A 26,024-nucleotide genomic window follows, 5' to 3' on the forward strand; every position below is an offset into this window, starting at 1 on the left:
CGGCCTTTGCGCGTTCTAAATCGCCCCCGGCCCGCCCGCGTGCAGCCCGCGCCGCAGCGCGGTCAGGTGCTCCAGCGCGACGCGGTGCGGCTCGTCGCCGTCCGCCTCCGGGCCGTCCGCCCAGCCGCCGAACGCGTGGTACGCGCCGGGGAAGTTGTGCACCTCCACCGGCACCCCCGCCCGCGCCAGGCGCAGCCCGTACCACAGGCCCTCGTCGCGCAGCGGATCGAGCCCCGCCGTCGAGATGTACGCCGGGGGCAGCCCGCGCAGGTCCGCCGCGCGCGCCGGTGCGGCGTGCGCGGGGAGTTCGGCCCGGCCGCCCAGGTACAGCTCCCAGCTCTCCTGCGCCAGACGGCGGTTCCAGATGGGGGTGTCCGTGAACCCGGCCATCGAGTCCGTCTCCAGCCGGTCGTCGAGCACCGGGGTGCTCAGGTGCTGGAAGACGAGCGCAGGGCCGCCCCGGTCCCGGGCGAGCAGGGTCAGACCGGCGGCCAGACAGCCCCCGGAACTGGCCCCCGCGACCGCCAGCCGGCAGGGGTCCGCGCCGATCTCCGCCGCGTTCCCGGCAGTCCACTCCAGCGCGGCCCAGCAGTCGTCGAGCCCCGCCGGGAACGGGTCCTCCGGCGCCAGCCGGTAGGACACCGCCACGACCACCGCCGAGGCGAACACCGCCGCCTGGGCGGCCGAGTGGTGCACGGAGTCCACATTGCCGAGGACGAAGCCCCCGCCGTGGATCCACACCACGGCGGGCAGCGCCGCCCCCGCCCCGGGCGGGCGGTAGATCCGCACCCGCACCCGGGGCGCCCCCGGTGCGCCCGGAATCCACCGCTCCGACACCTCGGCCCCCGGTACCGCCGGGAGTTCACCCAGCGGCCGGGGGCCCGCCCGGTGGTCAGCGACCGCGTCGGCCAGCCGTCCCGTCACCGGCATGGTCAGGCCTCCAGAGCGATGGCCTGCGAGGGGCAGAGCGCCACGGTGTCCCGCAGCCTCGCCTCCTCGGCCGGACCGTCCACCCGGTCCTCCAGGACCAGGACCGTGCCCTCGTCGGACTGGTCGAAGCGGTCGGGTGCGGACAGGACGCACTGACCCGCGCCCAGACACCGCTGTGTATCGGCCTTGATGTGCATGGCTTCCGGTTCCCTTCTGATCACCACGTGGCGGCAGGAGTGCTCACCAGGTGACGGGCAGGCGCCAGATGCCCTGGACCCCGCCCGGTTCCTTGACCGGCAGCTGCCCCGAGGGTTCGGCGAGGCGGAGCCCCGGCAGCCGGCGGAAGAGTGTGGACAGCGCGATCTCCATCTCGGCCCTGGCCAGGTTCTGGCCGATGCACTGATGGACGCCGTGCCCGAAGGAGATGTGGTGGCGCGCGCCGCGCCCGACGTCGAAGGCGTCGGCGGCCGGGAACGCCTCGTCGTCCCGGTTGGCCGAGGAGATGACGACGATCACCCCGTCACCCGCCTTCACCTGGTGCCCGCCCAGTTCCGTGTCGACCGTCGCGAACCGGGCGACCCCGTCGGCGATCGCCATGTACCGCAGCAGCTCCTCGACCGCGCCCGGCAGCAGCGTCTCGTCGGCGCGCAGGGCCGCCAGCTGCTCCGGGTTCTCCAGCAGGGTGAGCACACCGAGCGCGATGGCGCTCGCGGTGGTCTCGTGCCCGGCCACCAGGAGCAGCAGCGCGATGTCGACCAGGTCGCGGCGGGTCAGCGCGCCCGTGGACAGCTGCTCCGCGATCAGGGTGTCCAGCAGCCCGTCGCCGGGCTCCTGCTCCTTGCGCCGGATCAGCCCGTCGAGATACGAGGCGAGCTGGGCGAACGCGTCGGCGCTGTCCTCCAGGCTCGTCGTCCCGGTCACCACCCGCCGTGACTGCTGCTCGAAGAAGGCGTGATCGGTGTACGGCACGCCGAGCAGCTCGCAGATGACGACGGACGGCACCGGCAGGGCGAAGTCCGGGACGAGGTCGGCGACCGGGCCCTTGGCCTCGATCGCGTCGATCAGCTCGTCGACCAGCCGCTGGATGCCGGGCCGCAGCGCCTGCACCTTGCGGACGGTGAAGTTGGTGAGCAGCATGCGCCGCTGCACGGTGTGCTCCGGCGGGTCCATGCCGATGAAGTTGCGCACCTTGCGCGCCGACTCGAAACGCGGGGCGGTGGCCGGGTAGTGCGGATGGACCCGGTCGGAGGAGTACGTGGCCGCGTCGAGCAGGACCTGCCGCGCCTCCGCGTGCCCGCTCACCGCCCACACCCGGCGGCCGTTGTACAGCTCCACCAGCGAGACGGGGCCCTGCTCCCGGTACGTGTCGTAGCCGGCGGGCGGCTGGTAGGGGCAGCCGCGTGCCTGCGGGTAGGCGGGCAGTTCGCGTGCGTCGGCGGGCGCTGCGGTACTGGTCTCGGTCATTCCCCGGCCTCCAGGACAGTGAGTGGGACGACGGCGGGCGCGGGGCCCGCCGGCTTCTTCGCGCGAGGAGCACTGAACCGCCGTACGGCGGGCGCCTCGACCCAGCTGTACAGAGCCAGAGCGAGGGCCAGGGCGGTCAGCAGGGCGGCGAGCAGCAGCGCGGCCGCCGCGGCGCCGGACAGGTTCGCGTCGGCCACGAGCCACTTGTGGCCGTACGTCACCACCAGCCCGTGCACCATGTAGAACGCGAACGACAGCTCCCCGAGCCGCACCAGCACCCGCCCCCGGAAGGGCGAGGGGGTCTCCCGGACGTCGGCCTGCGCGGCGGCGACGACCAGCGGGGCCAGCCACAGGGCGCCGGTGCCGGCCACCCCGTACAGGTACGGCACCGAGGAGTTGAGCACGTACCCGCCGATAGCGATCGCGGCGGCGGGCAGCAGCCCGATCCGGGGCAGGGCGCCGGTCAGCACCAGCCGCGCGGCGATCATGCCGAGCACGAACTCGATCGCCCGGACCGGCGGGAAGAAGTACACCGACCAGATCTGCTCGAAGGACAGCGAGCCGTCGGCGATGAACGGCAGCGGGGTGCCGGCCACCGTCCAGCTGCTGACGGCCGGCACCAGGACGGTGAGGGCGGCGAGGACACCGGCGAGCGTCCACAGCCGGCGGGCCGTCAGCCGCTCCAGGACCGGCAGCAGGAACGGGAAGGCGAGGTAGAAGAACAGCTCGCACGAGAGCGACCAGCTGACCGCGTTCATCGTGTTGGGGATCTGGATCTCCGGTATCCACGCCTGGACCAGGAAGAGGTTGGCCAGGACGCCCTTGGTGGTGAACACCTCGGAGGCCGCCGCCATCAGGACGGCGGCGACGGCGAACGTGACCAGGTGGTTGGGGAAGATCTTCACCAGCCTGCGCCGCCAGACCCGGGGCGCGCCCTCCGCGGGCCGCGCCGACCAGGTCAGGACGAAGCCGCTGAGCACGAAGAAGAACGTCACCCCGTAGAAACCGGCGTTGGCGAAACAGTCGCTCAGCGTGTCGCCGAAGCCGCCGCCGATGAACCGGGTCTGGAACGTGGTGTGGAAGGCGAAGACCAGCAGGGCCGCCAGGAAGCGCATCCCGGTGAGGGACGGCAGCCTGGCGGCCCGCGGCCGGTCCGGGGCGGACGGGGAAGCGGTGGATGGGACGGGTGAGCCTGGCATGGCTGATGACCTCCGGCTTGTCCGAAACTGGCCCGTCGAGGCTCGCAGTCACGTGTTGGCCGGTTCTAAAGCCGCTCTACGGCGGTACGCGCCCGTCGCGGCACCGCCTCCAGCAGGGCCCGCGTGTACGGATGCGCCGGCTCGGCGAAGACCCGCTCGACAGGACCGGACTCCACGATCCGGCCGTCCTTCATCACCAGCACCCGCGCGCACACCTCCCGTACGACCGCGAGATCATGCGAGATGAACAGCGTCGCCAGCCCGAGTTTGTCCTGCAACGACCGCAAGAGGTCGAGCACTTGGGCCTGTACGGACACGTCGAGGGCCGACACCGGCTCGTCGCACACCAGCAGCCGCGGCGAGGGCGCCAGGGCCCGCGCGATGGCGACGCGCTGACGCTGCCCGCCGGACAGCGCGAGCGGCCGGCGCTCCAGGTGCGCGGCAGACAGGCCCACCTGCTCCAGCAGCCGTACGGTGCGCTCCCGGCGCTCCGCGCGCGCCACCCCGGCCGTGGCCAGGGCCTCGCCCACGATCCGGGCCACGCTCCAGCGCGGGTCGAAGGCGCTGAGCGGGTCCTGCGGCACGAGCTGCACCGTGTGCCGCCGCTCCCGGCGGTCCCGCTCGCGCAAGGTGCTCCACGGCTCCCCGCCCAGCTCCACCGTGCCGCCGTCCGGCGCGGCCAGCCCCAGCACCATGCGGGCCAGCGTCGACTTGCCCGAACCGGACTCACCGACCAGGCCCAGCGCCTCGCCCGGCCGCAGCGCGAACGACACCTCGTCGACCGCCGTCCTGCGGCTGCCCCGCGCCCCCTTGAACACCTTGGTGACCCCGGACACGTCGAGCAGCAGGCCGGTGCCGTCGTCCGGTTCCGCCAGGCTCCGGGCACGGCGCGGGCCGCTGCCCGGGATGGCCGCCAACAAGCCCTTGGTGTAAGGGTGTTCCGGCGCCTCCAGTACCCGGCCGACCGGACCGGACTCCACGATCCGGCCGTCCTTCATCACGGCGACCTCGTCCGCCAGCGCCTCGACGACCGCCAGGTCGTGGCTGATGAGGAGCAGCCCGGTGCCGCTCTCCTTCAGCTCGCCCAGGAGCGCCAGGACGCGTGACTGGACGGAGGCGTCGAGGGCGGTCGTCGGCTCGTCCGCGATCAGGACACCGGGCTCGGCGGCGATCGCGGAGGCGATGAGCGCCCGCTGCCGCAGCCCGCCCGACAACTGGTGGACGTACGCCCGCGCGCGTTCCGCCGGTTCCGGCACCCCGACCCGCTCCAGCAGGGCGAGGACGCGCGCCCCGGCCTCCTTGCGCGGGACGACGCGGTGGGCCAGCAGAGGCTCCGCGATCTCCTTGCCGACGGGCCGCAGCGGGTCCAGGGCCACCAGCGCGTCCTGGGCGACGAGGCCGACGCGCCGGCCCCGTACCGTACGCCACTCGCGGGGGCCGAACTCCCGGGCCTCGTGGCCCGAGACGCGCAGCCGGTCCGCCGTGACACGGGCGGTCGGGCCCGCGAGGCCGAGCAGGGAGCGGGCCAGCGCGCTCTTCCCGGAGCCCGACTCGCCGACGATCGCCAGGCACCGCCCGGCGTCGAGCGAGAACGCCGCGTCCCGCACCGCGTGCACCTCGCCGGGTCCGGTGCCGAAGCGCACGTTCAGGCCGGCGACCTCGAACAGGGGGGTCGTGGTCGATGCGGTCGTCATGAGGCGGCCCGTCCTTCGGCTCGTGCCTGTGCGTGGCGGCCCACGACGGTGACCGCGAGGACCGTGGAGACGAGCAGCAGCCCCGGGAAGAGCGCGATCCACCACGCCTGGTCCAGGAATCCCTGGCCCTCCGTGAGCATCGCCCCCCACTCCGGCGTCGGCGGCTGCGCGCCCAGACCCAGATAACTCAGCGCCGCGCCCGTCGAGATGGACGCCCCGAGCGTGACCGTCGCCAGCACAAGGAGCGGCCCCAGCGTGTTCGGCAGCACATGGCGCAGCACGATCAGCGGACGCGGCACGCCCAGCGCCACGGCGGACTCGACGTACCCGGACCGCCGGACCACCAGCGCCTGCGCCCGTACCACCCGGGCGAATCCGGGTGCCGTGCCCACCGCGACGGCGATCGTGGTGCCCAGCACCCCCTTGCCGGCGATGAGCACCACCATCAGGGCCAGCAGCAGCCCCGGCAGCGCCAGCAGCGCGTCGGCGGCGCGCATCAGCACCGCGTCCCCGAACCGGCCGGACAGCGCGGCGGCCAGCCCCCACACCACGGCGAGCCCGACCCCGGCGCCCGTCGCCGCCGCCCCGATGGCCAGCGAGTAGCGGGTGCCGTGGACCACCCGGGCGAAGACGTCCCGCCCCAGCTGATCCGTACCGAACCAGTGCGCCCCGCCCGGTGCCTGGAGCGCGTGCACGGGGTCCGTGTCGGTGGGGTTGCCGTGGGCGAGGAGAGAGGGTACCAGCGCGGCCAGCAGGATCAGTCCCAGCAGGACGGCGGCGGCCAGTACCCCCGGCCGTACCCGGCCCCGGCGGGACCTGCGGACCGCCGCGACCGGTGCCCCGGCCCGTACGGCCTGTTCGACGCTCATGCGGCGGCCACCCCCGTACCCTTGCGCAGCCGGGGATCCACGACCACGTACAGCAGCTCCACCACCGCGCCGACCAGCACGAACATCACGGCCGACAGCGCCACCACGCCCTGCACCACGGGCAGGTCGCGGTCGCTGACCGCCTGGAGGGTGATCCGGCCGATGCCCGAGCGGGCGAAGACGTTCTCCACCACCACCGCGCCGCCCAGCAGCGTCCCGGTGAACCAGCCGGTGAGGGTGAGCGCCGGCAGCGCGGCGTGGCGCAGCGCGTGGCGCGAGCGCACGGTGTGCTCGGCGAGCCCGCGCGAGCGCGCGGTCAGGCTGAACGGCTGCTCCAGCGCCCCGAGCAGCCCCTCCCGCATCACGTGGGTGAGCACCGCCGCGATCGGCAGCGCCAGTGTGATCACCGGGAGGACCAGCGAGCGGGCGTCGCCGCTGTCGGAGACCGGCAGCCAGCCCAGCCGGAACGAGAACACCGTCAGCAGCATGATCCCGAGCCAGAACGAGGGCGTGGACACCACCAGCAGCTCCGCCGCCGACGACACCCGGCGCGGCCAGCGGGAACGCCCCGACGTCAGCACGGTCACGGTCGCGGCCAGCACCACCGCGACCAGCGAGGACCAGAGCGCGAGCTGCGCGGTCGGCCCGATCTGGTCCGCCAGCAGCGAGGAGACGGGCTGCTGCAACTGGTAGGAGTCGCCCAGTTCCCCGGTGGCCAGCTGCTTGAGATACGCGCCGTACTGGACGAGCGGGGAGCGGTCGAGGCCGTAGTGGTGGCGGATCTCCTCGCGCTGCTCCGCGCCGACCAGGGCGTTGGACCCGACGATCGCGCTGACCGGATCGCCGGGGATCAGGTGCAGTGCCAGGAAGGCGCAGGTGGCGGCCCCCCAGACAACGAGGACGGCCGCCCCGGCCCGGACCGTGACGGCCCGGACCGCGGCGGATATGTGCGGTGGTGTCATCGGCCGGCCTCGACCCAGGCGGCGTAGAACTCCGGCCACGCCGACAGGGACAGCCGCAGCCCGTGCACCTTCTTGTTCACCCCGACGGACGCCTTCTGGACGTAGGCGGGGACCACCGCGGCGTGGTCGATCGTCCACTTCTGCACCTGCGCGTAGTACGCGGCGCGCTTGTCCGGCGAGGTCGCGGCCTGCGCCTTCTTCAGCCAGGCGTCGACCTGCGGGTCGGTGACCTTCGCGAAGTTGTGCCCGCCGCCCTCGGACGACTCGGTGGAAAGGAAGAAGCTGCTGAGGATGTCGCCGTCACCGCGCGCCCAGGAGGTCTCGACGACGTCGTAGCGCCCCTCGTCCAGCTGGGCGGAGACCGCCGTCGCGTCGGTGGAGGCGGCGAGCTTCAGATAGATGCCCGCCTTCTTCAGGTCGCCCTGCACGGCCTGCGAGAACACCGACGCCTTGCCGTAGACCGGGGCGACCACGGTCAGCCGTTTGCCGTTCTTCGTGCGGTAGCCCTCCGCGTCGCGGGCCTTCCAGCCGGCCTGGTCCAGGAGCCGGCCGGCGAGCGCCCGGTCGTAGGGCCAGCTCTTCTCCAGCGCGGAGTCGTAGCTGTGCGGGGTGGCGGGGGACAGGGTGCTCCAGGCGCGGGTGCCGGTGCCCTGGAACACCGACTTCACCAGGGCGTCCAGATCGATGGACCGCTGGAACGCCTTGCGTACCCGCTCGTCGGAGAAGAGCGGGCTCTTGGTGTTCAGGTAGAACGTGTCGACCGCGCCCGGCACGTTCTTGCTGACGACGTCCAGCCGCGTGTTGCGGCGTACGGTCGCGACCTGGTTCGCCGGCAGCGCGGCCGCCGCGTCGACCTGGCCGGACGTCAGCGCGCCCACCCGGGTCGCGTCCTCGGTGAGGAAGCGGATGGTGAACGCGTCCAGCCGGGCGGGCCCGCTGTGACCGGCGTCCTTCGGGGCCCACGCGTAGGCGGCGTTCCTGGTGTAGCCGCGCTTCTGGCCCCGGGTGTAGGCGCCGGCCTTGAAAGGTCCGGAGCCGACGGAATCGGTGCCCGCGCAGAGCTTGTCGGCGCCCGCCTTCAGCGAGGCGGGCGAGGCTATGCCCAGATAGGTGGTGCTGGCCGCCTGGAGGAAGGGCGCGTACGGACGGCTGAAGCGGACCTCGACCTCGTACTGCCCCTTCACGGTGGTGCCCTTGTACGGGCCGAGCAGCCCCGCCGCGTACTGCGACTGGGTCGCCTTGGCGGTGATGTGGTCGAAGTTGGCCTTCACCGCCGCCGCGTCCAGGTGCTTCCCGTTGTGGAAGGTGACGTCGTCGCGCAGTTCGAAGGTGTACGTCCGGCCCCCCTCGGAGGTCTTCCAGGACTTCGCCAGCCACGGTTCCAGCTCCCCGTCCGGGGTCTGGTAGACGAGCGAGTCGAAGACCGGGCGCTGGACGAAGGCGGTCACGTCCTGCGCGCTGGTGTGCGGGTCCCAGCAGTCCGGCTCCTGCTGCGCCGCGTAGGTGAGGCTGCCGCCGCTGCGGGGTTTCGCCTGCGCGGCGGGCGATGGCCCGTCGTCGGAGCTGCACGCGGTGACGGCGGCGAGGAGCAGGGCGGACAGCAGTGCGGCTCTGCGGGCGGTACGGCGCGGGTGGGGCGGGTGCATAGGGGACTCCGGGACGTGAAACGGGGTGAGGGGGGCCGGACGTACTGTCGCCAGACCGTCTAAAGCCGGGCTGAAACGCCCTCGGCGGAGCCGGGCCGCACCTCCTGCGCCGCGTGCGCCAGCAGCTCGAACGAGCGCAGCCGGTCCGCCTGGTCCGGCACCACGGTCAGCGCCATCAGCTCGTCGGCCCCGGTGCGCTCCACCAGCTCCGCCAGCTTGTCGCGCACGGTGTCCGGAGCACCGATGAGCTGACGCTCGGCCAGCTCCTCCAGGAACTGCAGCTCCGGCTCGGCGTAGGTGTATCCGGCCGCGCTCCGCGCCGAGGGGAACGCGTCGAAGCGGCGTACCGTACGCATCTGTATCTTGCCGAGCAGATAGGGCGCCGCGACCTCGCGCGCGGTCCGGTCGGTGTCGGCGACGGTGACCAGCGCGGAGATCAGGGTGCGCGGCCGGTCCAGGTACGGCGACGGCCGGAAGGCCTGCCGGTAGCGGTCCAGCGCGTAGGCCGTGGCGTGCGGGTTGATCTGGTGGGCGAAGGCGTACGGCAGCCCCAGCGAGGCGGCGAGTTCGGCGCTGGCCGGGCTGGACCCGAGCAGCCACAGGTCCGGCCGGCCGTCGGCGGCGGGTACGGCGGTGATGGGCGAGGCGGGGTCGCCGGGCGCGAAGTAGCCGTTCAGCTCGGCCACTTGCTCGGCGAAGTCGTCGGCGCCGCGCTCCGGGGCGCGGCGCAGGGCACGGGCGGTGTGCGGGTCGGTGCCCGGCGCCCGGCCGAGCCCGAGGTCCACGCGGCCCGGGTGCAGGGCCTCCAGGGTGCCGAACTGCTCGGCGACCACCAGGGGCGCGTGGTTGGGCAGCAGGACGCCGCCGGAGCCGACGCGCAGCGTGGTCGTGGCGGCGGCCAGGCGTCCGGCGAGGATGCCGGGCGCGGAGGTGGCGAGGCTGGGGGTGCTGTGGTGCTCGGCCACCCAGTAGCGCAGATAGCCGAGCTCCTCGACGCGCGGGGCCAGGGCGACGGTGTCGCGCAGGGCCCCGGTCGCGGAGCCGCCCTCGAAGACGGGCACCACGTCGAGCACGGACAGGGGAATGCCGGTGGGACGGCTCATGGAGACCTCCGGAAGGGGCGCGCCGCCGGGCGGGTGGCCCGGCGGCGCGGGGCGGGACGGACGTACGGGTGCGGGGTGGAGCGGGGCCGGACTCAGGCGTGGTCGGTGACCGGTTCCGCCTCGGCGGGCGTCTTCTCCGGCGCCTCGGCGGCGGCCGGTTCGGGCTTGGGCTTCCCGGGGAGCAGGAGACCGGCGGCGAAGACCACGACGGCCGCGGCGACCGGCCACCAGAAGGCGTTGGAGAAGGAGTCGGCGGTGGGGGCCGCGTGGGAGCCGCCGCCCTGGAGGATCAGGGCGACGACGGCGATGCCGAGCGAGGCGCCGATCTGGTTGAGGATGAAGACGGCGCCGGTGGCACCGGCGACCGACTCACCCGGGACCGTCTTGTAGACGGAGCCCATGGTGGGTGCCCCGACCAGACCCATGCCGAAGCCGGCGGCGAACTGCGCGGCGGTCAGGGCGACCTGGGAGGTTCCGGAGCCGGACCCGGTGAAGACCAGGGCGCCGAGGCCGATCAGCAGAGCGCCGGTCGGAACCAGCCTCCGGGCGCCCACCTTGTCCGCGAGGTTGCCCGCGATCGGCATCCCGATCAGGGTGCCGAGGCCCAGCGGAGCGAGCAGCAGACCGGACTCCAGCACCGAGTGCCCGTGGACCTGCTGGTAGTACAGCGGCAGCAGGAACAGCAGCGAGAACAGTCCGCCGCCGAGCAGGAACATGGTGGTCACGCTCGCGCTGAAGCCCTTGCTGCCGAACAGCCGGAGGTCCAGCAGCGGTGTGACCGAGGTGCGCAGCGCGTGCACGGTGTACGCGGCGAACAGGGCGACGCCCACCGCGAGCCCGATGATCACCTTCGTGCTGCCGAAGCCGTCGCCGCCCGCCTGGGACAGCGCGAACACGATCGCGGCGAAACCGGGGGAGAGCAGCGCCACGCCCAGCGCGTCGAACGGGACGGGGTCACCGCTCGGCGGCGGGTCGGCCGGCAGCACCCGGACCGCCAGCACGATCGCGGCCAGCGCGAACGGGATGTTGACCAGGAACATCCACTCCCAGGAGAAGTTGTCCAGCAGCAGTCCGCCGATGATGGGGCCGACCACCGGGCCGAGCGTGATCGGGACGGAGACCAGGCCCATGACCCGGCCGATCCTGGCGGGTCCGGCGGCGCCCGCGACGACGGTCATCATGATCGGGTCGACCATGCCGCCGCCGAAGCCCTGGACGATGCGGAAGGCGATCAGGCTCTCGGCGTTCCAGGCGAAGGCGCAGAGCGTCGAGCCGATGAGGAACACCGACAGACCGAGCAGCCACATGCGCTTGGCGCCGTACCGGACCACGGCCCAGCCGGCCAGCGGGATCGCCAGGGCGACCGCGAGCAGATATCCGGTGGTGACCCACTCGATGGTGGCCAGCGTCGCGTGGAACTCCCCGCCCAGCGTGCTGATCCCGACGTTGACGATCGTCGCGTCCAGGTACGACATCATCCCGCCGAGCACCATGACGCCGACGAGCGTGAGCAGAGCGGCATCGAGCCGGGCAGGCCCGCTCTCCGCCGGCTTTGTTTCAGACACGGCAACTCCTTTGAACCACTCTACCCAGAAAATTTTACTGGGTAGTTAAAACAGGTGGCTGGCACGGTAGCATGGGCGCATGAGCGTTGGCGAGAACGAAGAGACGGCCGGGCGCCCCGCGGACCGGGGGCGCCTCGACAAGCGACGGGCGATCGTGGAGGCGGCCCTGCGGGTCTTCGCGCAGGTCGGCTACGCCCAGGCGAGCCTGGACGTGATCGCCGCCGAGGCCGGGGTCTCCAAGCCGACGATCTACAACCACCTGGGCTCGAAGGAGAAGCTCTTCCGGTACGTCATGACGGAGACGGCCGCCCGGTCCAACGCCAAGACCCTCGACGTCCTCACCGCCTTCCCCGCCGACCCGGGCCGGCTCCGCCCCGGCCTGGAGGACCTGGCCACCAAGCTCGTCGACTGCTACTGCGACGAGCAGTCCGAGGCCGTGCGCCGGCTGCTGTACGCGGAGGCCGTGCGCTTCCCGGACCTCTTCGACGCGGTACGGGCCAGCGGGCCCAACCAGTTCACCGAGGCGCTCGCGGGCCGCCTCGCCCGGCTGGCCAACGCCGGACACCTGCGGGTCGAGGACCCGGTCAGGGCGGCCAACCAGTTCATCGCGCTGGTCTACGACGAGCTGCCGGGGATGAGCGCGCTGGGCACCCGGCCGCTCGACCCGGAGGACGTCGCCAAGGTCGTCACGGCGGGCGTCGACACCTTCCTGCGCGCCTTCGGCACCGACAGCAGGGCCCCCGGCGCCGCGGCGCCGGGGGCTGACGGCGAGATCAGCGGCTGAGCCGTCCGTACGACCCGCGGAAGAACAGCAGCGGGTCGCCGTCCTCGACCGCGTCCAGCCGGTGCACCCGGGCGACCACGATCACATGGTCGCCCGCCGGGTGCTCCGCCTCGATGGAGCACTCCAGCCAGGCCAGCGCGCCCTCCAGTACCGGCGCCCCGTCCGGCGACCGGCCCCACGGCATGCCGTGGAACTTGTCCCCGCCGGTCACCGCGAGCCGGGACGCGGCCTCGCGCTGCCCGACGCCCAGGATGCTGATGCCCAGCAGCCCGCCGGCCCGGATACGCGGCCAGCTGGTGCTGGTGTCCGCCACACAGAACGAGACCAGCGGCGGATCGAGGGACACCGAACAGAAGGAGTTCGCCGCCAGCCCCGACCGCACACCGGTCACCGGGTCCTGCGAGGCGACGGCCACCACACCCGTCGCGAACCGCCCGAGCACATTGCGCAGACATCGGGCGCCGCCCTCAAGGGCTCTCGTGCCGGTCATCCCCGCTTCCCCCCGCCGTACCGCAGCCGTGCGAACTCGCGTGTGAGCGCGACCCGTTGTTCTCCGTAACCGCCGCGCATCCGCAGGACCGACAGCAGCGTCCACAGCCGTGTCTGTGCGAAGTGCGACGGGGAGCCGTGCACATCGTCGTGGGCCAGCAGCCGCACCCCGCGCACCCGCTCCCGCAGCAGCCGGGCGTCGCCCGGCGGGATGATCTCGTCGCGCAGGCTCGTCACATGCGCCACCGGAATCCGCAGCGCCGCCAGCTCATCGGGCGTCAGCGCCCAGTCCCGGACCAGCCCGTACACCTCGTCCGGCTTCGTCCGGGTCAGATGCGCGAGCGTGTCCGTGGTGACCCGGGGCACCGTCCGCTGCCACGCCGTGTCGGTGAAGAAGTCGTGCAGCGGCGCCCCCGCCCCGACGACCCCGCTGATCCGTGCGTCGTGCAGGGCGGCCCGCAGCGCCAGATGACCGCTGAAGCTCAGCGCCAGCGCGTACGTACGGGAGGTGTCGGCCCGGTCGCCGACCGCGTCGAGCACGGCCGGGAACATCTGCCAGCTGTCCGCCCCGTACAACAGGGTGTTCTCGCCCACCCCCGGCATCTCGGTGACCACCCCGGCGAAGCCCAGCGCCGCCAGCTGGAGCAGCACCGGCGCCCACTGCTCCTTGATGGACACGATCCCGCCGGTCATCACCAGCAGCGGCTTCGGGTCCGAGGCGTCGAGACCCGCCGTCCAGCAGCGGACACGGCCTCCTGCGAGGTCGACGTCCAGCCGTCGCACCGCCGGGAAGTCCGACCGCCAGGTGTCGAAGGCCACCGTGCACCGCTCCAGCGCCTCCTGCCGCGCGGCCCCGTCCACGAACGGGAAGCGGGCCATGTTGTAGTGCACACACGCGTCCAGAGGTCTGCCCTCGGCCTCCAGACGTGCGCCCTCGGCGCTCCACTCGTGCACCCAGGAGCCCGGTGTGCCGTCCTCGTCGTCGGTGATCCGGGCGAGCAGCGGGTCGTAGTGCTCGGGTGGCAGCCCCTGCGAACGGGTGTGGGCGACCACGAAGTTCTTCAGTTCAGCGATGTCGTTCATACGCTCTCCAGCGCCTCCTTGACCTCGGTCAGTACGTCCGCCGCCTCGGCCCCGTCGATGACCCGGTGGTCGAAGGCGAGACTGAGCCGCAGCACCGGTGCCACCACGATCCGCCCGTCCCGCACGACGGGCCGGTCCAGGACCCTGCCCACCCCGAACGTGGTCGTCGTGCCGCCCACCGAGTGGAAGGAGTCCACCGCGCGGTGGCCCAGCGAGGTGACCGCGAACGTGCCGTTGAGGTGGGGGCGCAGGGCGAGCGAGTGCGCCGCCTTGCGGAACGCCCTGCGGCCCTCGGTCCAGCCCGCCCGGTGCAGCTTCCGCACCCCTTCGAACTCGGGCAGCTTCTCCGGGTCGCCGTCCCTGATCCGCGCCAGATGGTCCTGGATGGCGGGCAGTTCCGCCTCGTGGACACCGGGCACGACGGTGCCGAGGACGACCCGGCGGCCGTCCAGGGTGCGGTCCAGGGCGACCTTCCCGTTGACGAACGGATAGTGCGCGATCCTGGGCCGGAGCGGTCCTCCGCTCACCGCCGCGTTGGCGTCCGGATGCTTCGCGAGGACCCGGCCGGCCGCGCGCAGCACGTACGAGGTGGTGGAGTACCGCACGCCCTCGCTCTCCAGCGCGGCCGCCCGGTGGGCGAGCACCCGGCTCATGTCGACCTCGGTGTCGAGGAACACCGGCGAGAAGTCCCGCATCACCTCCAGGAAGAACAGCGTGTGCCGGCGCTGGCGGGGCAGCGGCTCACCGGCCTCCGGGGCGTCGCTCACGGTGCCACCGCCAGCAGGTACACGTCCCGCAGGCTGGTCGCCTCCAGGACGTCCGCCAGCGGCAGCGAACGGCCGGTCTCCCGCTCCAGCACCGTGCACAGCGCCAGCAGATGCACCGAGTCCCAGGACTCCACGGTGTCCAGCCCGCGCCCCAGGTCCTCGGCGGTGACGGGCAGGGCGAGTTCGTCGCGCAGCAGCGTGACGAAGTCATCGACGGTCTTCACGGGAGGTCCCTTTCGAAACGCGCGGTCAGTCGGATGTGGTCCACGGGGGCGGCGGCCGGCCGGGAAGTGAGCCGGAAGTCGGCCGAGGCGTCGTCGGCGCGCACCGTCTCGAAGCCGGCCCGCGGATAGAAGTCCGCCACCTTGCCGTTGCGGGCGGTCCGCACATACCCGGCCCGCACCTCCTCCGCGCCCTCGTCGAAGGCGTGCTCCAGCACGGCGCCGAGCACCGCCTGCTCGATGGAGCGTGAGAAGACCCGGCAGCTCAGCAGGAAGTTCTCGATGTGCAACACCCCGGCATCGCGCCGCAGCAGCACCGCCCCGACCAGGCCGTTGTCCCCGAACCGGTCCGCCGACTCGATCGCCAGCACCCGCGCCGCCGGGTCCTCGCGCAGCGCCCGTACCTCGGCCGGCTGGAGACGTCGGGTGGTCAGGTTGAACTGGTTGGTACGCAGAGTCAGTTGTGAGATCCGGTCGGTCCGGGACGCGTCCACGGGCGCGAGGGCCACGGAGATGTCCAGCTCCCGCAGATAGCCGTCGAGCGAGTCGAAGGTGTGCAGGAAGTCCTGCCGGGCCTGCTCCTCGCGGTAGCGGGCGGGGCGGGCCCGGTCCTCGGCGGTCAGCGCCCGTACGTCGAACCAGCCGTCGGCAAGGAGACGTTCGACGTGCAGCGCGGGCTCCCCGTCCACCTGGAGGACCGCGACACCGGGCAGTTCGCGGCGCACGAGACCGCACTCGAAGGCGCTGTCGTCCACGAACACGAAGCTGTCCGTGGAGAGGTTGAGATCGGCGGCCAGCTCGGCCAGGTTCTCGTGCTTCGGCCGCCAGTTGGCCCGCACCTGCACGAAGTCGTCCTCGCGCAGGGTCAGCTCGGGGTGCTCGCGCAGGGTCTTCACCACCGGCTCCCGGTCGTTCTTGCTGACGGCCGCCAGCAGTACCCCCTGCGAGCCGAGCTGTTTCGCCACCGCCTGGAAGCGCCGGAACGCCTCCCCGCGATAGCTCCCCGCCACCTCGATGCCCTCGGGGCCGGCCTCGCCGAGCACCCCGCCCCACACCGTGTCGTCCAGGTCCAGGGCGAGCACCTTCTTGGCCCCGCCCGCCGCCTGGCGCGCCAGATGGCCGACCTCGCTGGCGTAGCCGGCCAGCAGCGCGTCGGACAGGTGCGCCTTGGCGTAGACGCTCTGCCGTACGTCCCGGGCGGCCGTCCCCTCCGCGAGCAGGGGGTCCAGATCGACGGTGACCACCTCGGGCCGGGCCTCCGTCAGCCGCAGCAGCCGTGCGTTGGCCTCCCGCCACACCACGCCGAGCCGGGCACGGGCGCCCAGGTCCACGAGCTGGGCGGTCAGCGAGCGGGGGAGCGGCAGCGTGTTGAGGACGAGCGTGGCGCCCCGGGCGGCCGTCGCGAAGACCTCGGCGGCCCGCTCGACCAGCGCCGTCTTCTCGGCCAGGACGCGTTCCACGTCCTCCACCCGCCAGGGCAGCGGCAGTTCGCCGGCCACCAGATCCGCGTCCAGCACACACAGGACGAGGGAGGGCGCGGCGGCGTACAGCGCGCTGCCGGGGTCCGCGAGATCGAAGACCCAGCTGTCGAAGTCGGAGAGCCGCACCCGCGCCAGCAGCCCGTGCCGGGCCAGCTCGCCGGTGAGCGCGGGCACCAGCGCGGAGAGCGTGCCGTGGCCGGTCACCGCGATCAGCGGGGCGGGCGTGGCGGGGTGCGCGGCGAGCACCCGGTCCGGGTCGAGCCGGGCCAGCAGCCGGCCCGCCCGGACGAGCGCCTCCCCGGACAGACCGGCCACCAGCCCCCGTACGGCCGGATAGTCCTCGGCCGTGATCTCCCGCAGCCTCTCGGCGGTCGCGTCGGTCACGGTGTCAGTTCCCTTCCAGGGCGAAGCCGGCCTTGAGCCACTTGCTGGACTCGATGGAGATGCCCACCGCGCGCCGCCCGCCGGCCAGCCGCGCGAGCGCCCGCTCCAGCTGGAGGAAGACGATGGCGTTGCCGCAGTTCCCGGCGTCGTCCACGCAGGAGACCGCCTCGGCGCCCGGCAGGCCCAGACCCTCGGTGATCAGCCGGGTCATCCGGCCCGACAGCTGCGGGGGCAGCAGCAGGTCCACGTCCTCGCGCGCCCAGCCGAGGCCGTCCAGCAGTTCGTCCAGCACCTCGCCGGCCATCACCGGGACGTGCTGCTCGATCGCCTTGTAGTCCTCGGTCGCGGCCGGCCGGTCGCTGTCGCGGTCGGCGGGGCCGAACCATTCCAGGACCGCGCCCGGCTCCCGGCCGAGCCCTACCAGCCGGCTGAACAGCGCCCGCACCGAAGCGGACCCGGGGCCCGGCTCGGTGGACAGCACGGCGGCGCCCGCCGCGTCCCCGAACAGGACGTAGTTCACCAGCTCGGCCGGGGCGGTGGCGCGCAGGTCGGCGTCCAGGTCGTAGAACCTGGCGATCACATCACCGCCGAGCACCAGCACCGTACGGGCGCTCCCGGCGCGCAGCAGCTGCTGGGCGAGGTCGAGCGCCTGGACCGCGCCGGAACACCCCGACTGGAGCTGGAAGCTCCGTACGCCGTCGATGCCCAGCCGGTCCGCGACGATGTTGACCGTCGCCGGCATCAGGCGGTCCGGGGTCGCGGTGCCCAGCACCACCGCGTCCACCCCGTCCGGGCCCAGGCCGGCCCGCTCCAGTGCCGCGCGCCCGGCCTCCTCGGCCAGGTCCGCCAGCGAAACGGTGAGCTTCCCGGAGTCCAGGTCCAGCGCCAGGTGGCGCGAGGCGGTGCCGATGAAGACATCCACCCACTGCTGCCACAGCGCGTCCATGCCGAACCGCTGTGCCAGCGTGGCGTTGTCCAGCGGCGGGCCGGGAAGCGCGGAGGCCGCCGACCGTATGTACACGTCCCGACCCGTCATGTGGGCCCTTCCTCGCTCGTACGGAACCGGCCTCAGTCGGACAGCAGGATGCGCGCCTCGGCGGAGGCCCGGACCCCGGTCATCCGCCAGGTGCGGAAGCCGCGCAGCCCCTCGTAACGGCCGCCGGTGCCGGTCGCCGGATAGTGCACCCACTCGCTGGTGCGGACGTCGTTGAAGTCCGCCCACCCCTCGGCGTGGATGGTGCCGTCGTCGAGCGTGATGTCCTCGGTGTAGTAGGTCAGCAGCCCGCCGTCGCCCGGCCGCACGTACTCGATACGGAACGAACCGTGCGAGGTGCCGATCAACTTGCCGTCCTCGTCGAACAGTTCGTCGTCGAACGTGCCGGTCTGGCCCACGCTCGGATCGGCCACCTCGACGTCGTCGACCACCTTGACCACGACTTCCCTGGGGACGCGCAGCACGATCTGGTCAGCCATCTGACGATTCCTCTCGATAGGAAGGGGTTACGGCCCGGGACGGTGACGTCCGGGCGATCAGGGGAGGCGCCGCGAGATGCGCGCCGGGACCGGTGAGGGCGGCCGTCGCGGCGGCGGCCGCGTCCGGGGAGGGCGCCGACGGGAAGAAGACCTCCGCGGCGGGCTCGTGCGGGCGGGCGAGCACCGACCAGAAGCCGTGCCGCGTCCATGTCCCGCTGTTCACCGGGTCGTTGTCGGAGAAGGTGTACGGGGCGTACTGGGCGCCCGTCGGGTCCGGCTGGGTGAAGCGCCCCCAGAACCCGTTGTAGAGGTGGTGGTCCAGGAGGTGCGCGCTGCGCAGCAGCTGGTAGGCGCCCCGGTAGCGGAAGGGGTTCGCCGCCGCGGCGTCGCCGGATGCCGTGACCGCGCCGTGCGCGGTGTAGCGGTAGCGGGCGGCGAGCGCGCCCTCCTCGTCGATCAGCGCGAGGACGGAACCCTGCTGGTCGGTCACCGCCCAGTAGTGGCGGCCGGCGGCGGTGAGCACGGCGAGCAGGGTGCCGTCGGGGGCGCGCACATAGTCGGTCACCACTCCGTCGTCGTCGGTGCGCACGATGCCGAGCGCGGAGTGGGTCAGCACATGGGTGACGGTGCGCCCGTCCACGGTGGTCTCGGTGATGCGGCGCGGCGTCTCCTGGCCGAGGCCGTCGTAGCTCACGTCCACGACCTGGACGCCCCCGAAGACACCGGTCAGCGTCTGGTGGGTGGCGCTGTAGCGGAACGAGCCGGTCGGGTTCGTCTCCTCGGTGAAGTTGCCCGCCCCGTCGTACGCGAACAGGGTGTCGCCGAACCGCGCGACCTGGCCCGCCTCGTTGAGCGTGAACTCCGTGGTCCCCAGCCGGCGCAGATGGTGGGCGCCGTCGTACGCGAACGTGGTGTCGCCCGCCCGCACGAGGCGCCCGAGCCCGTCGTACGCGTAGCCGGTGAACTCCCCGTCGGTCACCGCCCACCGCAGCAGATCGCTGTCCGCGCCGCCGCCCGAGCTGTACCCGTACTCCGCCGACAGCAGTGCCTCGCCGCCAGACCCGCGCACCGTCAGGGCGGTCCTGCGGCCGGACGCGTCGTACCGGATCTCCTGCACCGCCGCGCCCAGTTCGACGCGCACCGGGCGGCCCGCGGCATCGCGGACGAAGCGGGCGGTACGGCCGGCCGGGGTGGTGACGGACTCGGTGCGGCCCGCGCCGTCCAGGCCGTAGCGGGTGGTGCCGCCCGGGGTGGTGAACGAGGTCAGCGCGCCCTCGGAGTCGTACGACGCCTCGGTCAGCTCCGGCGCGGAGCCCTCCTCGCCGGTGCGGACCGAGACCGCCGGACGGTCGCCGCGCGCCGTCCTGACCCAGTCGAACGCGTAGGACCAGCCGGGTCCGGACTTGCGGACCACCCGGCCGAGCGCGTCGCGCGCCAGCACGAGCAGCGTCCGTCCCGCGTTCTCGTCGGTGATCTCCGTCAGCCGGCCCGCCGGGTCGTAGCGGTGGCCGATGCGGTCACCGGCCCCGCTGGTCACCGAGGTGATCCGGGAAAGACCGTCGTAGCCGAAGACCGTGCTGCCGAGCGGGGCGGGCGGGGTGACGGAGGTGAGGTCGCCCGCCTCGTCGTAGCCGAAACGGGTCCGGGCACCGTTGCCGTCGGTGATCTCAGTGAGCCCGCCGTGGACCGGGTCGTAGCTCCGCCGGTCCACGTCCGCGCTCCGGCCGGCCGCGCGGCTGCGGACCGGCCTGCCCTCGGCGTCCTGCTCCAGCAGCAGTTCGTTGCCCAGCGGACCGCGCAGCGCGGTGAGCGTCCCGCCGCCCTCCAGCGGGGTGTACGTGACCCGGGACAGCGCCCCCGTCGGCAGCCGCAGCGACACCGGCCGCCCCTGCTCGTCGTAGGTCCGGGTGAGTGTCGCGCCGGTGGTGTCGGTGACGGAGACCCGGCGGCCGCCGGCGTCCCGGGTGCGGGCGAGCACCTGGCCCGACGGGTACTCCACTGCCGTCGGACGGCCCAGCCCGTCGAAGACATAGCCCGTGCGCAGCCCCGTTGGCCCGGTCACCACCGTGCGGTCCGTCCCGTAGTCGAAGGCCGTACGCGCCCGGCCCCCGGGGCCGGTCCACGCGAGCTCCGAGACCGCGAACATGCCGTCGTAGGAGATCTCCACGGTGTCGCCGAGCGGATCGGTCACACGCACCAGCCGGCCGTCCGCGTCCCACAGGAAGGCCGTGGTCGCCCCGTCCGCCCCGGTGTGCCGCTCCAGCCGGCCGGCACGGTCGTACGCGAACGACGCGGCCTCGGCCCCCAGCGGATCGACGATCTTCGACACCAGGCCGTCGGCGTCACGGTGCAGCGACACCACCCGGCCCCGGTCGTCGGTGACCGTCACCGGCTCGCCCCCGGTGTCCGGCTCGAAGCCGGGACCCGCCGTGTACGACCAGCCGGGACCGAACCCCAGCTCCACCCGGGCATGGCTGCGGTACTCGCGCACCAGGCGCAGAGGGCGGGAGCCCCCGGCGACCACCAGGTCCAGCTGACGCACGATCAGTTCGCCCTCGTGCAGGCCGACCAGCAGCTCGCAGACGTCTCCGATGGGCAGGCGCCGCACGGCGCGATGGGCGGGAAGGTCCGGGGGCGTGGGCACGGGCGGCTCCTCAACTGGACCGGCTGGGCGGTGGATCAGCGGGGGTTGCGATGTCCGTCAGGCTGCCGGGGAGGTCTAAAGCACTCCTAAGGCCACGGGCCGCGCCCCGACCCGGAACGGTCCATGAAAGTTCTGTTACAGAGCGATTCACGCCGTCACCCGCGCCTACTCTGGCGGGGGCCGAAGCAGTTGGGTGTCTCTGTGCACCGGGAGAGCGGCCACGCAGACCGGGGGAAGGGACCTGCCGACATGGGCATCACCACCATCACCGGACCGGGCACCGCGGCCGTCGTCCGCACCGCCGAATGGGCGCGGCTCACCGGCCTCGTGCGGGCGACCCGCGACGGACGCCCGGCGATCGTGGAACTGACGGGCGACCCCGGAGCCGGCAAGACCAGACTTCTCACCGCCCTCGCCCAGGAGGCCCGCGCCCACGGAGTCACCGTGCTCCACGGCCGCTGCACCGAGGCCGAGACCCGGGTGCCGTTCCACCCCCTCGTACAGGCCCTCACCATCTGGCAGAGCACCGCGGCCCGGCCGGGAGCGGAGACCTCGGCCACCGCCGCGCTCGTCGACGCGCTCACCGAGCTCCCGCCCGGAGCCGAACAGGGCACCTGGCGTTCCCCGTTCCTCGCCCGGGTCCGCCGCCTGCTCGCGGCCGGGCCCGCCGCCGCACCGGCCGGCACCCTGCTCGTCCTGGACGACTTCCACTGGGCCGACCCCGGCTCGGCCGGGCTCCTGGAGACCCTGATCCGCTGGCCACTCGACCGGGGCCTGATGGTCGTCGTCGCCCACCGGCCCCGACAGGCCGCCGTGCCGCTGCGCGCCCTCCTCCAGCAGGGCGGTGAACTCGGGGCGGTCGAGACCATCGGCCTCGGGGCCCTGACCGAGGAGCAGTGCGGCGCACTCCTCGGCCCCGGCCGGGGCCACCCGGAACTGAAGAGCCTGTACGCCCGCAGCGGGGGCAATCCCCTCTACCTCAAGGCTCTCGCCGAGGCCGGCGCCCAGACCGGGGACGCCCTCGACCTCTGGACCTCCAGCGCGCTCGGCGCCCGGCTGCTCGCGGAGACCGCACTCCTCGGCGACGCCGCCCGCACCGTGGTGCACGCGGCGGCGGTGCTCGGCAGTGTCTTCGACATCGACGCCGTCGCCGAGGTGGCCGGCACAACCCGCGACGAGGCCTGCCGGGAGCTGTCCGGCCTGCGCCGCCGCGACCTGGTCCGCGCCACGGACCGCCCCGGCGTCCTGGCCTTCCGCCACCCGCTGCTCAGGGGCTGCCTGTACGCCGACGCCGACCCCTGCTGGCGCTCGGCCGCGCACCGCAGGGCCCGGGACCGGCTCACCCGGCTCGGCCTGCCCGCCCTCGACATCGCCCCGCATATCGAGCGCGCGGGATCGGGTGTCCGCCCGGCGGACGGCGAGGTCCTGGCCGCCGCGGCCCGCACCTGCGTCCAGGCCGGCCGGGCGGCGGACGCGGCCCACTGGCTGACGGCCGCGCTCCGGCTGTGGCGCAGGACCGGCGACGGCGGCGACGCCGGAGGCTCCCGTACCGAGCTGTGGAAGCAGGTGGTGCGGGCCCTGGCCGGGGAGGGCGACGCCGAGGGCGTCATGGCGCTGCGCGCGGACATCCTCGCCGGGCCCGACGGCCGCACCCCGGACGTCCGCGCCCGTACCGCCGCCTTCCTCGCCGCCGTGCTCGCGGGGACCGGGCACGACGAGGGGGCGCAGGCGCTGCTGGCCGCCGAACTCCCCGCCGCACAGGCTGCTTCGGCCGGTGCGGGCCTGCTGCTGCGGGTCCACCAGCAGCTGGCCAAGGTGCTCGCGGGCCAGGTCCCCGCCCGCACCGACGTCGAGGTGCTGGCGCACCGCACGGACGGCGCCGACCCCGTCACCCTGGGCGGCGCCCTCAGCCTCGCCGGGCTGTGCGCGGTGCTCGACGCCGACATGTGCGCGGCCGAGATGTCGCTCGACGCCGCCGCCCACGCCCTGGACGAGCTGGACACCGGCCGGCCCGCGGGCGACGCGGAGGCGGGCCACCTGCTGGTCCTCAGCTGGGCCGAGGCGCTCATGGGCTGGTACGGGCCCGCCTACGGCCACGCCGAACGGGCCCTGACCGCCGCGCGCGACCGGGGCGACGCGCACCTGCTGCCGCCGCTGCTCGACACGCTCGGGTACGTCCACTACCAGAGCGGCCGGCTCGCCGACGCTCTCGGCGCGGTGCGGGAGGGCACCGCCGTCGCCCGTGTGATGGGCCGCGGCGACCATGCCGCGCTGTCCGACGCGGTGAGCGCCGCCGCCTGGGCCCAGCTCGGCCGCACCTCACCGCGCCCCGCCCCGGCGCCCGCCGAAAGGACCGCCCCGGAGCCGCGGACGCCGCTCAACGCGCTGCTGCTCGCCGAGGCCGCGCTCGCCTCGGGCGAGCCCGGTGCCGCGCTGGCCCTGCTGCTGCCCGAGCGGGAGGCATGGCGGGTGGCCGAGCCCGTCGCCGTGTTCGCGGCCCGCAACTACGAACTGCTCGCCGCCGCGGCCGTCCAGACCGGGGCTGACGCGGACAGCCTGGACGTCTGGGCCGAACGCGCCACCGGGGCCGCGTCCGCCGTCGGCCTGGTCGAACAGAGCGGGCACGCGCTGCTGGCCCGGGGCCACGCCCTGATGGGCCGGGAGCTCCCGGCGGAGGCCGCCGCCTGCTACGAGGAGGCGCGGCTGCTGTTCGGCGATGCCAGCCCCGCGGGCGCCCGTGCCCGCGAACTGGCCCGCGCCGCAGGGCAGATGACGGACCGGCGGGAGGAATGCGGGCTCGGGGAGCTGACCCTGCGCGAGCGGGAGGTCGCCGAACTCGCCGGTGAGGGGCTGAAGACGAAGGACATCGCCGGCCGGCTCCGGGTCAGCCCGCGCACCGTGGACGTCCATCTGACGCACATCTACAGCAAACTGGGCGTGAACTCGCGCGCCGCACTCGTCCGGCTGATGGCCCTGGCCGGCTGAGGCACCCCGGCCGCGGTGACCAGCAGTCCCCGGCCGGCCGCCCACCGGCCGTGCAGGACCCGGACCGCCCGGCCCCCGACCACGGGGCCGGGCACCAGCAGCACCGCCCGGAAGGTGCCCCCGGCGTCGATGCGGATCTCCGCCTCGGGGAAGTCGAGCAGCCGCCCGGTCAGCGGGAACCACGCCTTGTACACCGCCTCCTTGGCGCTGAACAGCAGCCGGTCCCACGCCACCCCGGGCCGGCCGGACGCCAGTTCCGCCAGCCGCGCCCGCTCGGCCGGCAACGCGACGGCCTCCAGCATGCCCGGCTTCAGCGGGCGGTCCGGTTCGGCGTCGATGCCGACGGAGGCCAGCACCCCGGTCCGCGCCACGGCGGCCGCCCGGTAGCCCGCGCAGTGCGTCATGCTCCCGGCCACCCCGTCCGGCCAGCGCGGAGCACCCAGACGCCCCGGCACCAACGGTGCGTATGCGACGCCGAGCCGGCCGAGTGCGAGGCGCGCGCAGTGCCGTACGGAGGTGAACTCCCTGCGCCGCGAGGCCACCGCGTGCGCCATCGCGGCCTCCTCCGCCGGATGCAGCCGCGCCCCGGCGGGATCGCCGTACACCTCCGCCCCCACCGCCCCCACGGGCAGCAGCGTGCCGATCACCGCCGGACCTCCGGCCCGTCCGGCTCGGCGCGGGGCAGGACGACCCGGGGCCGGCCCGGCCCTCCGTCGCGGCGGCGCCACTCCCGTGGGTAGCCCACCGACACCTCCTCGAAGCGGACCCCGTCGTGCCAGGTGGTGCGCGGGATGTGCAGATGCCCGTACACCACGGCGCGGGCGCGGAACCGCTGGTGCCAGTCCGCCGTGGCCTCGGTGCCGCACCACAGGGCGAACTCCGGATGGCGCAGGATCCGGGTGGGCTCACGGACCAGCGGGAAATGGTTGACCAGCACCGTTTCGGTCCCGGGCGCCAGCGCCGCTAGCCGGCGTTCCGTCAGCGCCAGGCGCGCCCGGCACCAGGCGTCGATCGAGGGGTAGGGGTCGGGGTGCAGCAGTGCCTCGTCGGTCCCGACGACGCCGCTCGCGCGGGCCCGTTCCAGCGCCTCGTCGCGGGTCCGGGTGCCCGACGGCCGGAAGGTGTAGTCGTACAGGACGAACAGCGGCGCCACCGTCACCGGGCCCTGCGGGCCCCGCCACACCGGGTACGGGTCCTCGGGCGTCACCACACCCAGGTCGCGGCAGATCCGCACCAGGTGTTCGTACCTGTTCCGGCCGCGCAGCGGCAGCGGGTCCTGGCGGTGCGTCCACAGCTCGTGGTTGCCCGGCACCCACACCACCTTGGCGAAGCGCCGGCTCAGCAGCTCCAGCGCGCGGGCGACATCGCCGGCGATCTCACCCACGTCCCCGGCCACCAGCAGCCAGTCGTCCGGATGGTCCGGGCGCAGCCCCTCCAGCACCGTCCGGTTGTCGTCGAAGGCCACATGCAGATCGCTGATAGCCAGCAGGCTCCCGGCCCCGCTCACGACGGCCCCACCGCCCGCCCGTGCGCGGGGACGGCGGCGGCGAGCGCGACGGCGAGTTCCGCGACGGCCGGCAGGTGGTCGTTCAGGAAGAAGTGGCCGCCCGTCAGGACCCGCAGTTCGAACGGGCCCGTGGTGTGCTCGGACCACGCCCGTACGTCCTGCGGCGGCGCCTCCGGGTCGCTGTCCCCGGTGAGGGCGACGACCGGGCACGCGAGGGTACCGCCGCCCGGCACGTACCCGGCGAGGGCGGCGTAGTCGCCGCGCAGAGCCGGCAGGACCAGGTCGAGCAGATCGGGATCGGCCAGCACGGCGGGGTCCGTGCCGCCGAGCGAGCGGACCCGCGCGATCAACGCCTCGTCGGTGTCCAGCCGTTCACCGGCCCCGAGGCGCGAGGGGGCCCGCCGGCCTGACACGATCAGCGCCACCGGGGCGTGGCCGCCCGTCCCGGACAGCCTCAGTGCCACCTCGTGCGCGAGCGAGGCGCCCATGCTGTGCCCGAGGAAGACGCGCGGTCCGGCCGGCGGCGGCCCGGTCTCCAGCGTCCCGGCGATCAGGTCGGCGAGCCGGTGCAGATCGGCGACGGGCGGTTCGCGGTGCCGGTCCTGCCGGCCCGGGTACTGCACGGCCCGCACGTCCAGCGAGGGATGCACGGCGGCGGACAGCGGACGCCAGAACCCCGCCGCGCCGCCCGCGTGCGGGAAGCAGACCAGCTCGGCGCGTGCGTCCGTGGGGTGATAGCGGCGCAGCCAGGTGTCCTGGCCCACGGCGCCCACC

At 73.9% G+C, this 26,024-nt stretch carries 23 protein-coding genes; 2 read left to right on the forward strand and 21 right to left on the reverse strand.

Features of this window, described 5'->3' with window-relative positions; all coding sequences use genetic code 11:
- Window positions 1-15: 15 nt before the first annotated feature.
- From EAO73_RS24765 to EAO73_RS24810, 10 genes are all read right to left on the reverse strand, one after another.
- On the reverse strand, window positions 16-930 hold the full coding sequence (locus EAO73_RS24765; RefSeq protein ID WP_147973785.1) for an alpha/beta hydrolase: 915 nt from the start codon (window positions 928-930) through the stop codon (window positions 16-18).
- A gap of 2 nt (window positions 931-932) precedes the next feature.
- The gene (locus EAO73_RS24770; protein WP_018522878.1) at window positions 933-1,127 is read right to left on the reverse strand and encodes a ferredoxin; all 195 of its coding nucleotides are present in this window, start codon (window positions 1,125-1,127) and stop codon (window positions 933-935) included.
- A 43-nt stretch (window positions 1,128-1,170) separates the two neighbouring features.
- Complete coding sequence (locus EAO73_RS24775) at window positions 1,171-2,394, reverse strand: cytochrome P450 (protein WP_147973786.1); 1,224 nt, start codon at window positions 2,392-2,394, stop codon at window positions 1,171-1,173.
- Window positions 2,391-3,593 (reverse strand): acyltransferase family protein, encoded by a 1,203-nt coding sequence (locus EAO73_RS24780; protein ID WP_147973787.1) that lies wholly within the window; start codon window positions 3,591-3,593, stop codon window positions 2,391-2,393. Before EAO73_RS24780 ends, EAO73_RS24775 begins: the two co-directional genes overlap by 4 nt.
- 65 nt (window positions 3,594-3,658) lie before the next feature.
- On the reverse strand, window positions 3,659-5,287 hold the full coding sequence (locus EAO73_RS24785) for a dipeptide ABC transporter ATP-binding protein (RefSeq protein ID WP_147973788.1): 1,629 nt from the start codon (window positions 5,285-5,287) through the stop codon (window positions 3,659-3,661).
- Entirely contained in the window at window positions 5,284-6,156 is an 873-nt protein-coding gene (locus tag EAO73_RS24790) for an ABC transporter permease (RefSeq protein WP_147973789.1), read from the reverse strand. The genes EAO73_RS24785 and EAO73_RS24790 overlap by 4 nt, the downstream gene beginning before the upstream one ends.
- Complete coding sequence (locus EAO73_RS24795; RefSeq protein WP_147973790.1) at window positions 6,153-7,118, reverse strand: ABC transporter permease; 966 nt, start codon at window positions 7,116-7,118, stop codon at window positions 6,153-6,155. Before EAO73_RS24795 ends, EAO73_RS24790 begins: the two co-directional genes overlap by 4 nt.
- Complete coding sequence (locus tag EAO73_RS24800) at window positions 7,115-8,764, reverse strand: ABC transporter substrate-binding protein (protein ID WP_147973791.1); 1,650 nt, start codon at window positions 8,762-8,764, stop codon at window positions 7,115-7,117. Before EAO73_RS24800 ends, EAO73_RS24795 begins: the two co-directional genes overlap by 4 nt.
- A gap of 59 nt (window positions 8,765-8,823) precedes the next feature.
- Entirely contained in the window at window positions 8,824-9,867 is a 1,044-nt protein-coding gene (locus EAO73_RS24805) for an LLM class flavin-dependent oxidoreductase (RefSeq protein ID WP_147973792.1), read from the reverse strand.
- A 92-nt stretch (window positions 9,868-9,959) separates the two neighbouring features.
- Window positions 9,960-11,432, reverse strand: coding sequence for a DHA2 family efflux MFS transporter permease subunit (locus EAO73_RS24810; RefSeq protein WP_147973793.1), 1,473 nt, complete (start codon window positions 11,430-11,432; stop codon window positions 9,960-9,962).
- Between the two features lie 79 nt (window positions 11,433-11,511).
- Between EAO73_RS24810 and EAO73_RS24815 the strand changes: the two genes are divergently transcribed.
- Window positions 11,512-12,216, forward strand: coding sequence for a TetR/AcrR family transcriptional regulator (locus EAO73_RS24815; protein WP_147973794.1), 705 nt, complete (start codon window positions 11,512-11,514; stop codon window positions 12,214-12,216).
- Here EAO73_RS24815 and EAO73_RS24820 read toward each other — a convergent pair.
- The 8 genes from EAO73_RS24820 to EAO73_RS24855 are packed head-to-tail and all read right to left on the reverse strand — an operon-like array spanning window position 12,206 to window position 20,758.
- Window positions 12,206-12,706, reverse strand: coding sequence for a flavin reductase family protein (locus tag EAO73_RS24820; RefSeq protein ID WP_147973795.1), 501 nt, complete (start codon window positions 12,704-12,706; stop codon window positions 12,206-12,208). The two genes, EAO73_RS24815 and EAO73_RS24820, sit on opposite strands and share 11 nt — an antisense overlap.
- Window positions 12,703-13,788, reverse strand: coding sequence for an alpha/beta hydrolase (locus EAO73_RS24825; protein WP_147973796.1), 1,086 nt, complete (start codon window positions 13,786-13,788; stop codon window positions 12,703-12,705). Before EAO73_RS24825 ends, EAO73_RS24820 begins: the two co-directional genes overlap by 4 nt.
- Window positions 13,785-14,555, reverse strand: a complete 771-nt coding sequence (locus EAO73_RS24830; protein WP_147973797.1) for a 2-oxo acid dehydrogenase subunit E2 — start codon at window positions 14,553-14,555, stop codon at window positions 13,785-13,787. The genes EAO73_RS24825 and EAO73_RS24830 overlap by 4 nt, the downstream gene beginning before the upstream one ends.
- A complete protein-coding gene (locus EAO73_RS24835) occupies window positions 14,552-14,779 on the reverse strand; it encodes a hypothetical protein (RefSeq protein ID WP_018522891.1) in 228 nt (75 codons plus the stop codon). Before EAO73_RS24835 ends, EAO73_RS24830 begins: the two co-directional genes overlap by 4 nt.
- Window positions 14,776-16,641 (reverse strand): HAD-IIIC family phosphatase, encoded by a 1,866-nt coding sequence (locus tag EAO73_RS24840; protein WP_147973798.1) that lies wholly within the window; start codon window positions 16,639-16,641, stop codon window positions 14,776-14,778. Before EAO73_RS24840 ends, EAO73_RS24835 begins: the two co-directional genes overlap by 4 nt.
- Window positions 16,642-16,645: 4 nt before the next feature.
- On the reverse strand, window positions 16,646-17,677 hold the full coding sequence (locus EAO73_RS24845; RefSeq protein WP_147973799.1) for a 3-oxoacyl-ACP synthase III family protein: 1,032 nt from the start codon (window positions 17,675-17,677) through the stop codon (window positions 16,646-16,648).
- A 32-nt stretch (window positions 17,678-17,709) separates the two neighbouring features.
- The gene (locus tag EAO73_RS24850) at window positions 17,710-18,114 is read right to left on the reverse strand and encodes an allene oxide cyclase barrel-like domain-containing protein (RefSeq protein WP_018522894.1); all 405 of its coding nucleotides are present in this window, start codon (window positions 18,112-18,114) and stop codon (window positions 17,710-17,712) included.
- Entirely contained in the window at window positions 18,107-20,758 is a 2,652-nt protein-coding gene (locus EAO73_RS24855; RefSeq protein WP_147973800.1) for a DUF6531 domain-containing protein, read from the reverse strand. Before EAO73_RS24855 ends, EAO73_RS24850 begins: the two co-directional genes overlap by 8 nt.
- A gap of 249 nt (window positions 20,759-21,007) precedes the next feature.
- On the opposite strand from EAO73_RS24855, the gene EAO73_RS24860 reads away from it, so the two are divergent.
- Entirely contained in the window at window positions 21,008-23,743 is a 2,736-nt protein-coding gene (locus tag EAO73_RS24860; protein WP_147973801.1) for a helix-turn-helix transcriptional regulator, read from the forward strand.
- On the opposite strand, the gene EAO73_RS24865 is transcribed toward EAO73_RS24860, so the two are convergent.
- From EAO73_RS24865 to EAO73_RS24875, 3 genes are read right to left on the reverse strand one after another with little or no spacing between them, the layout of a single operon-like run.
- Window positions 23,680-24,390, reverse strand: a complete 711-nt coding sequence (locus EAO73_RS24865; RefSeq protein ID WP_412075186.1) for a 4'-phosphopantetheinyl transferase family protein — start codon at window positions 24,388-24,390, stop codon at window positions 23,680-23,682. The two genes, EAO73_RS24860 and EAO73_RS24865, sit on opposite strands and share 64 nt — an antisense overlap.
- Window positions 24,387-25,250 (reverse strand): metallophosphoesterase family protein, encoded by an 864-nt coding sequence (locus EAO73_RS24870; RefSeq protein ID WP_147973803.1) that lies wholly within the window; start codon window positions 25,248-25,250, stop codon window positions 24,387-24,389. The genes EAO73_RS24865 and EAO73_RS24870 overlap by 4 nt, the downstream gene beginning before the upstream one ends.
- Complete coding sequence (locus tag EAO73_RS24875) at window positions 25,247-26,023, reverse strand: thioesterase II family protein (RefSeq protein ID WP_147973804.1); 777 nt, start codon at window positions 26,021-26,023, stop codon at window positions 25,247-25,249. The genes EAO73_RS24870 and EAO73_RS24875 overlap by 4 nt, the downstream gene beginning before the upstream one ends.
- Between the last annotated feature and the right edge of the window lies 1 nt (window position 26,024).

The sequence above is a fragment of the Streptomyces sp. col6 genome (assembly GCF_008042035.1).
Classification (GTDB): domain Bacteria; phylum Actinomycetota; class Actinomycetes; order Streptomycetales; family Streptomycetaceae; genus Streptomyces.

What these genes read in the sequence shown, in the direction of transcription:
- EAO73_RS24765 (WP_147973785.1), bottom strand. Translation starts at nt 930, where the DNA reads ATGCCGGTGACGGGACGGCTGGCCGACGCGGTCGCTGACCACCGGGCG.
- EAO73_RS24770 (WP_018522878.1), bottom strand. Translation starts at nt 1,127, where the DNA reads ATGCACATCAAGGCCGATACACAGCGGTGTCTGGGCGCGGGTCAGTGC.
- EAO73_RS24775 (WP_147973786.1), bottom strand. Translation starts at nt 2,394, where the DNA reads ATGACCGAGACCAGTACCGCAGCGCCCGCCGACGCACGCGAACTGCCC.
- EAO73_RS24780 (WP_147973787.1), bottom strand. Translation starts at nt 3,593, where the DNA reads ATGCCAGGCTCACCCGTCCCATCCACCGCTTCCCCGTCCGCCCCGGAC.
- EAO73_RS24785 (WP_147973788.1), bottom strand. Translation starts at nt 5,287, where the DNA reads ATGACGACCGCATCGACCACGACCCCCCTGTTCGAGGTCGCCGGCCTG.
- EAO73_RS24790 (WP_147973789.1), bottom strand. Translation starts at nt 6,156, where the DNA reads ATGAGCGTCGAACAGGCCGTACGGGCCGGGGCACCGGTCGCGGCGGTC.
- EAO73_RS24795 (WP_147973790.1), bottom strand. Translation starts at nt 7,118, where the DNA reads ATGACACCACCGCACATATCCGCCGCGGTCCGGGCCGTCACGGTCCGG.
- EAO73_RS24800 (WP_147973791.1), bottom strand. Translation starts at nt 8,764, where the DNA reads ATGCACCCGCCCCACCCGCGCCGTACCGCCCGCAGAGCCGCACTGCTG.
- EAO73_RS24805 (WP_147973792.1), bottom strand. Translation starts at nt 9,867, where the DNA reads ATGAGCCGTCCCACCGGCATTCCCCTGTCCGTGCTCGACGTGGTGCCC.
- EAO73_RS24815 (WP_147973794.1), top strand. Translation starts at nt 11,512, where the DNA reads ATGAGCGTTGGCGAGAACGAAGAGACGGCCGGGCGCCCCGCGGACCGG.
- EAO73_RS24820 (WP_147973795.1), bottom strand. Translation starts at nt 12,706, where the DNA reads ATGACCGGCACGAGAGCCCTTGAGGGCGGCGCCCGATGTCTGCGCAAT.
- EAO73_RS24825 (WP_147973796.1), bottom strand. Translation starts at nt 13,788, where the DNA reads ATGAACGACATCGCTGAACTGAAGAACTTCGTGGTCGCCCACACCCGT.
- EAO73_RS24845 (WP_147973799.1), bottom strand. Translation starts at nt 17,677, where the DNA reads ATGACGGGTCGGGACGTGTACATACGGTCGGCGGCCTCCGCGCTTCCC.
- EAO73_RS24850 (WP_018522894.1), bottom strand. Translation starts at nt 18,114, where the DNA reads ATGGCTGACCAGATCGTGCTGCGCGTCCCCAGGGAAGTCGTGGTCAAG.
- EAO73_RS24860 (WP_147973801.1), top strand. Translation starts at nt 21,008, where the DNA reads ATGGGCATCACCACCATCACCGGACCGGGCACCGCGGCCGTCGTCCGC.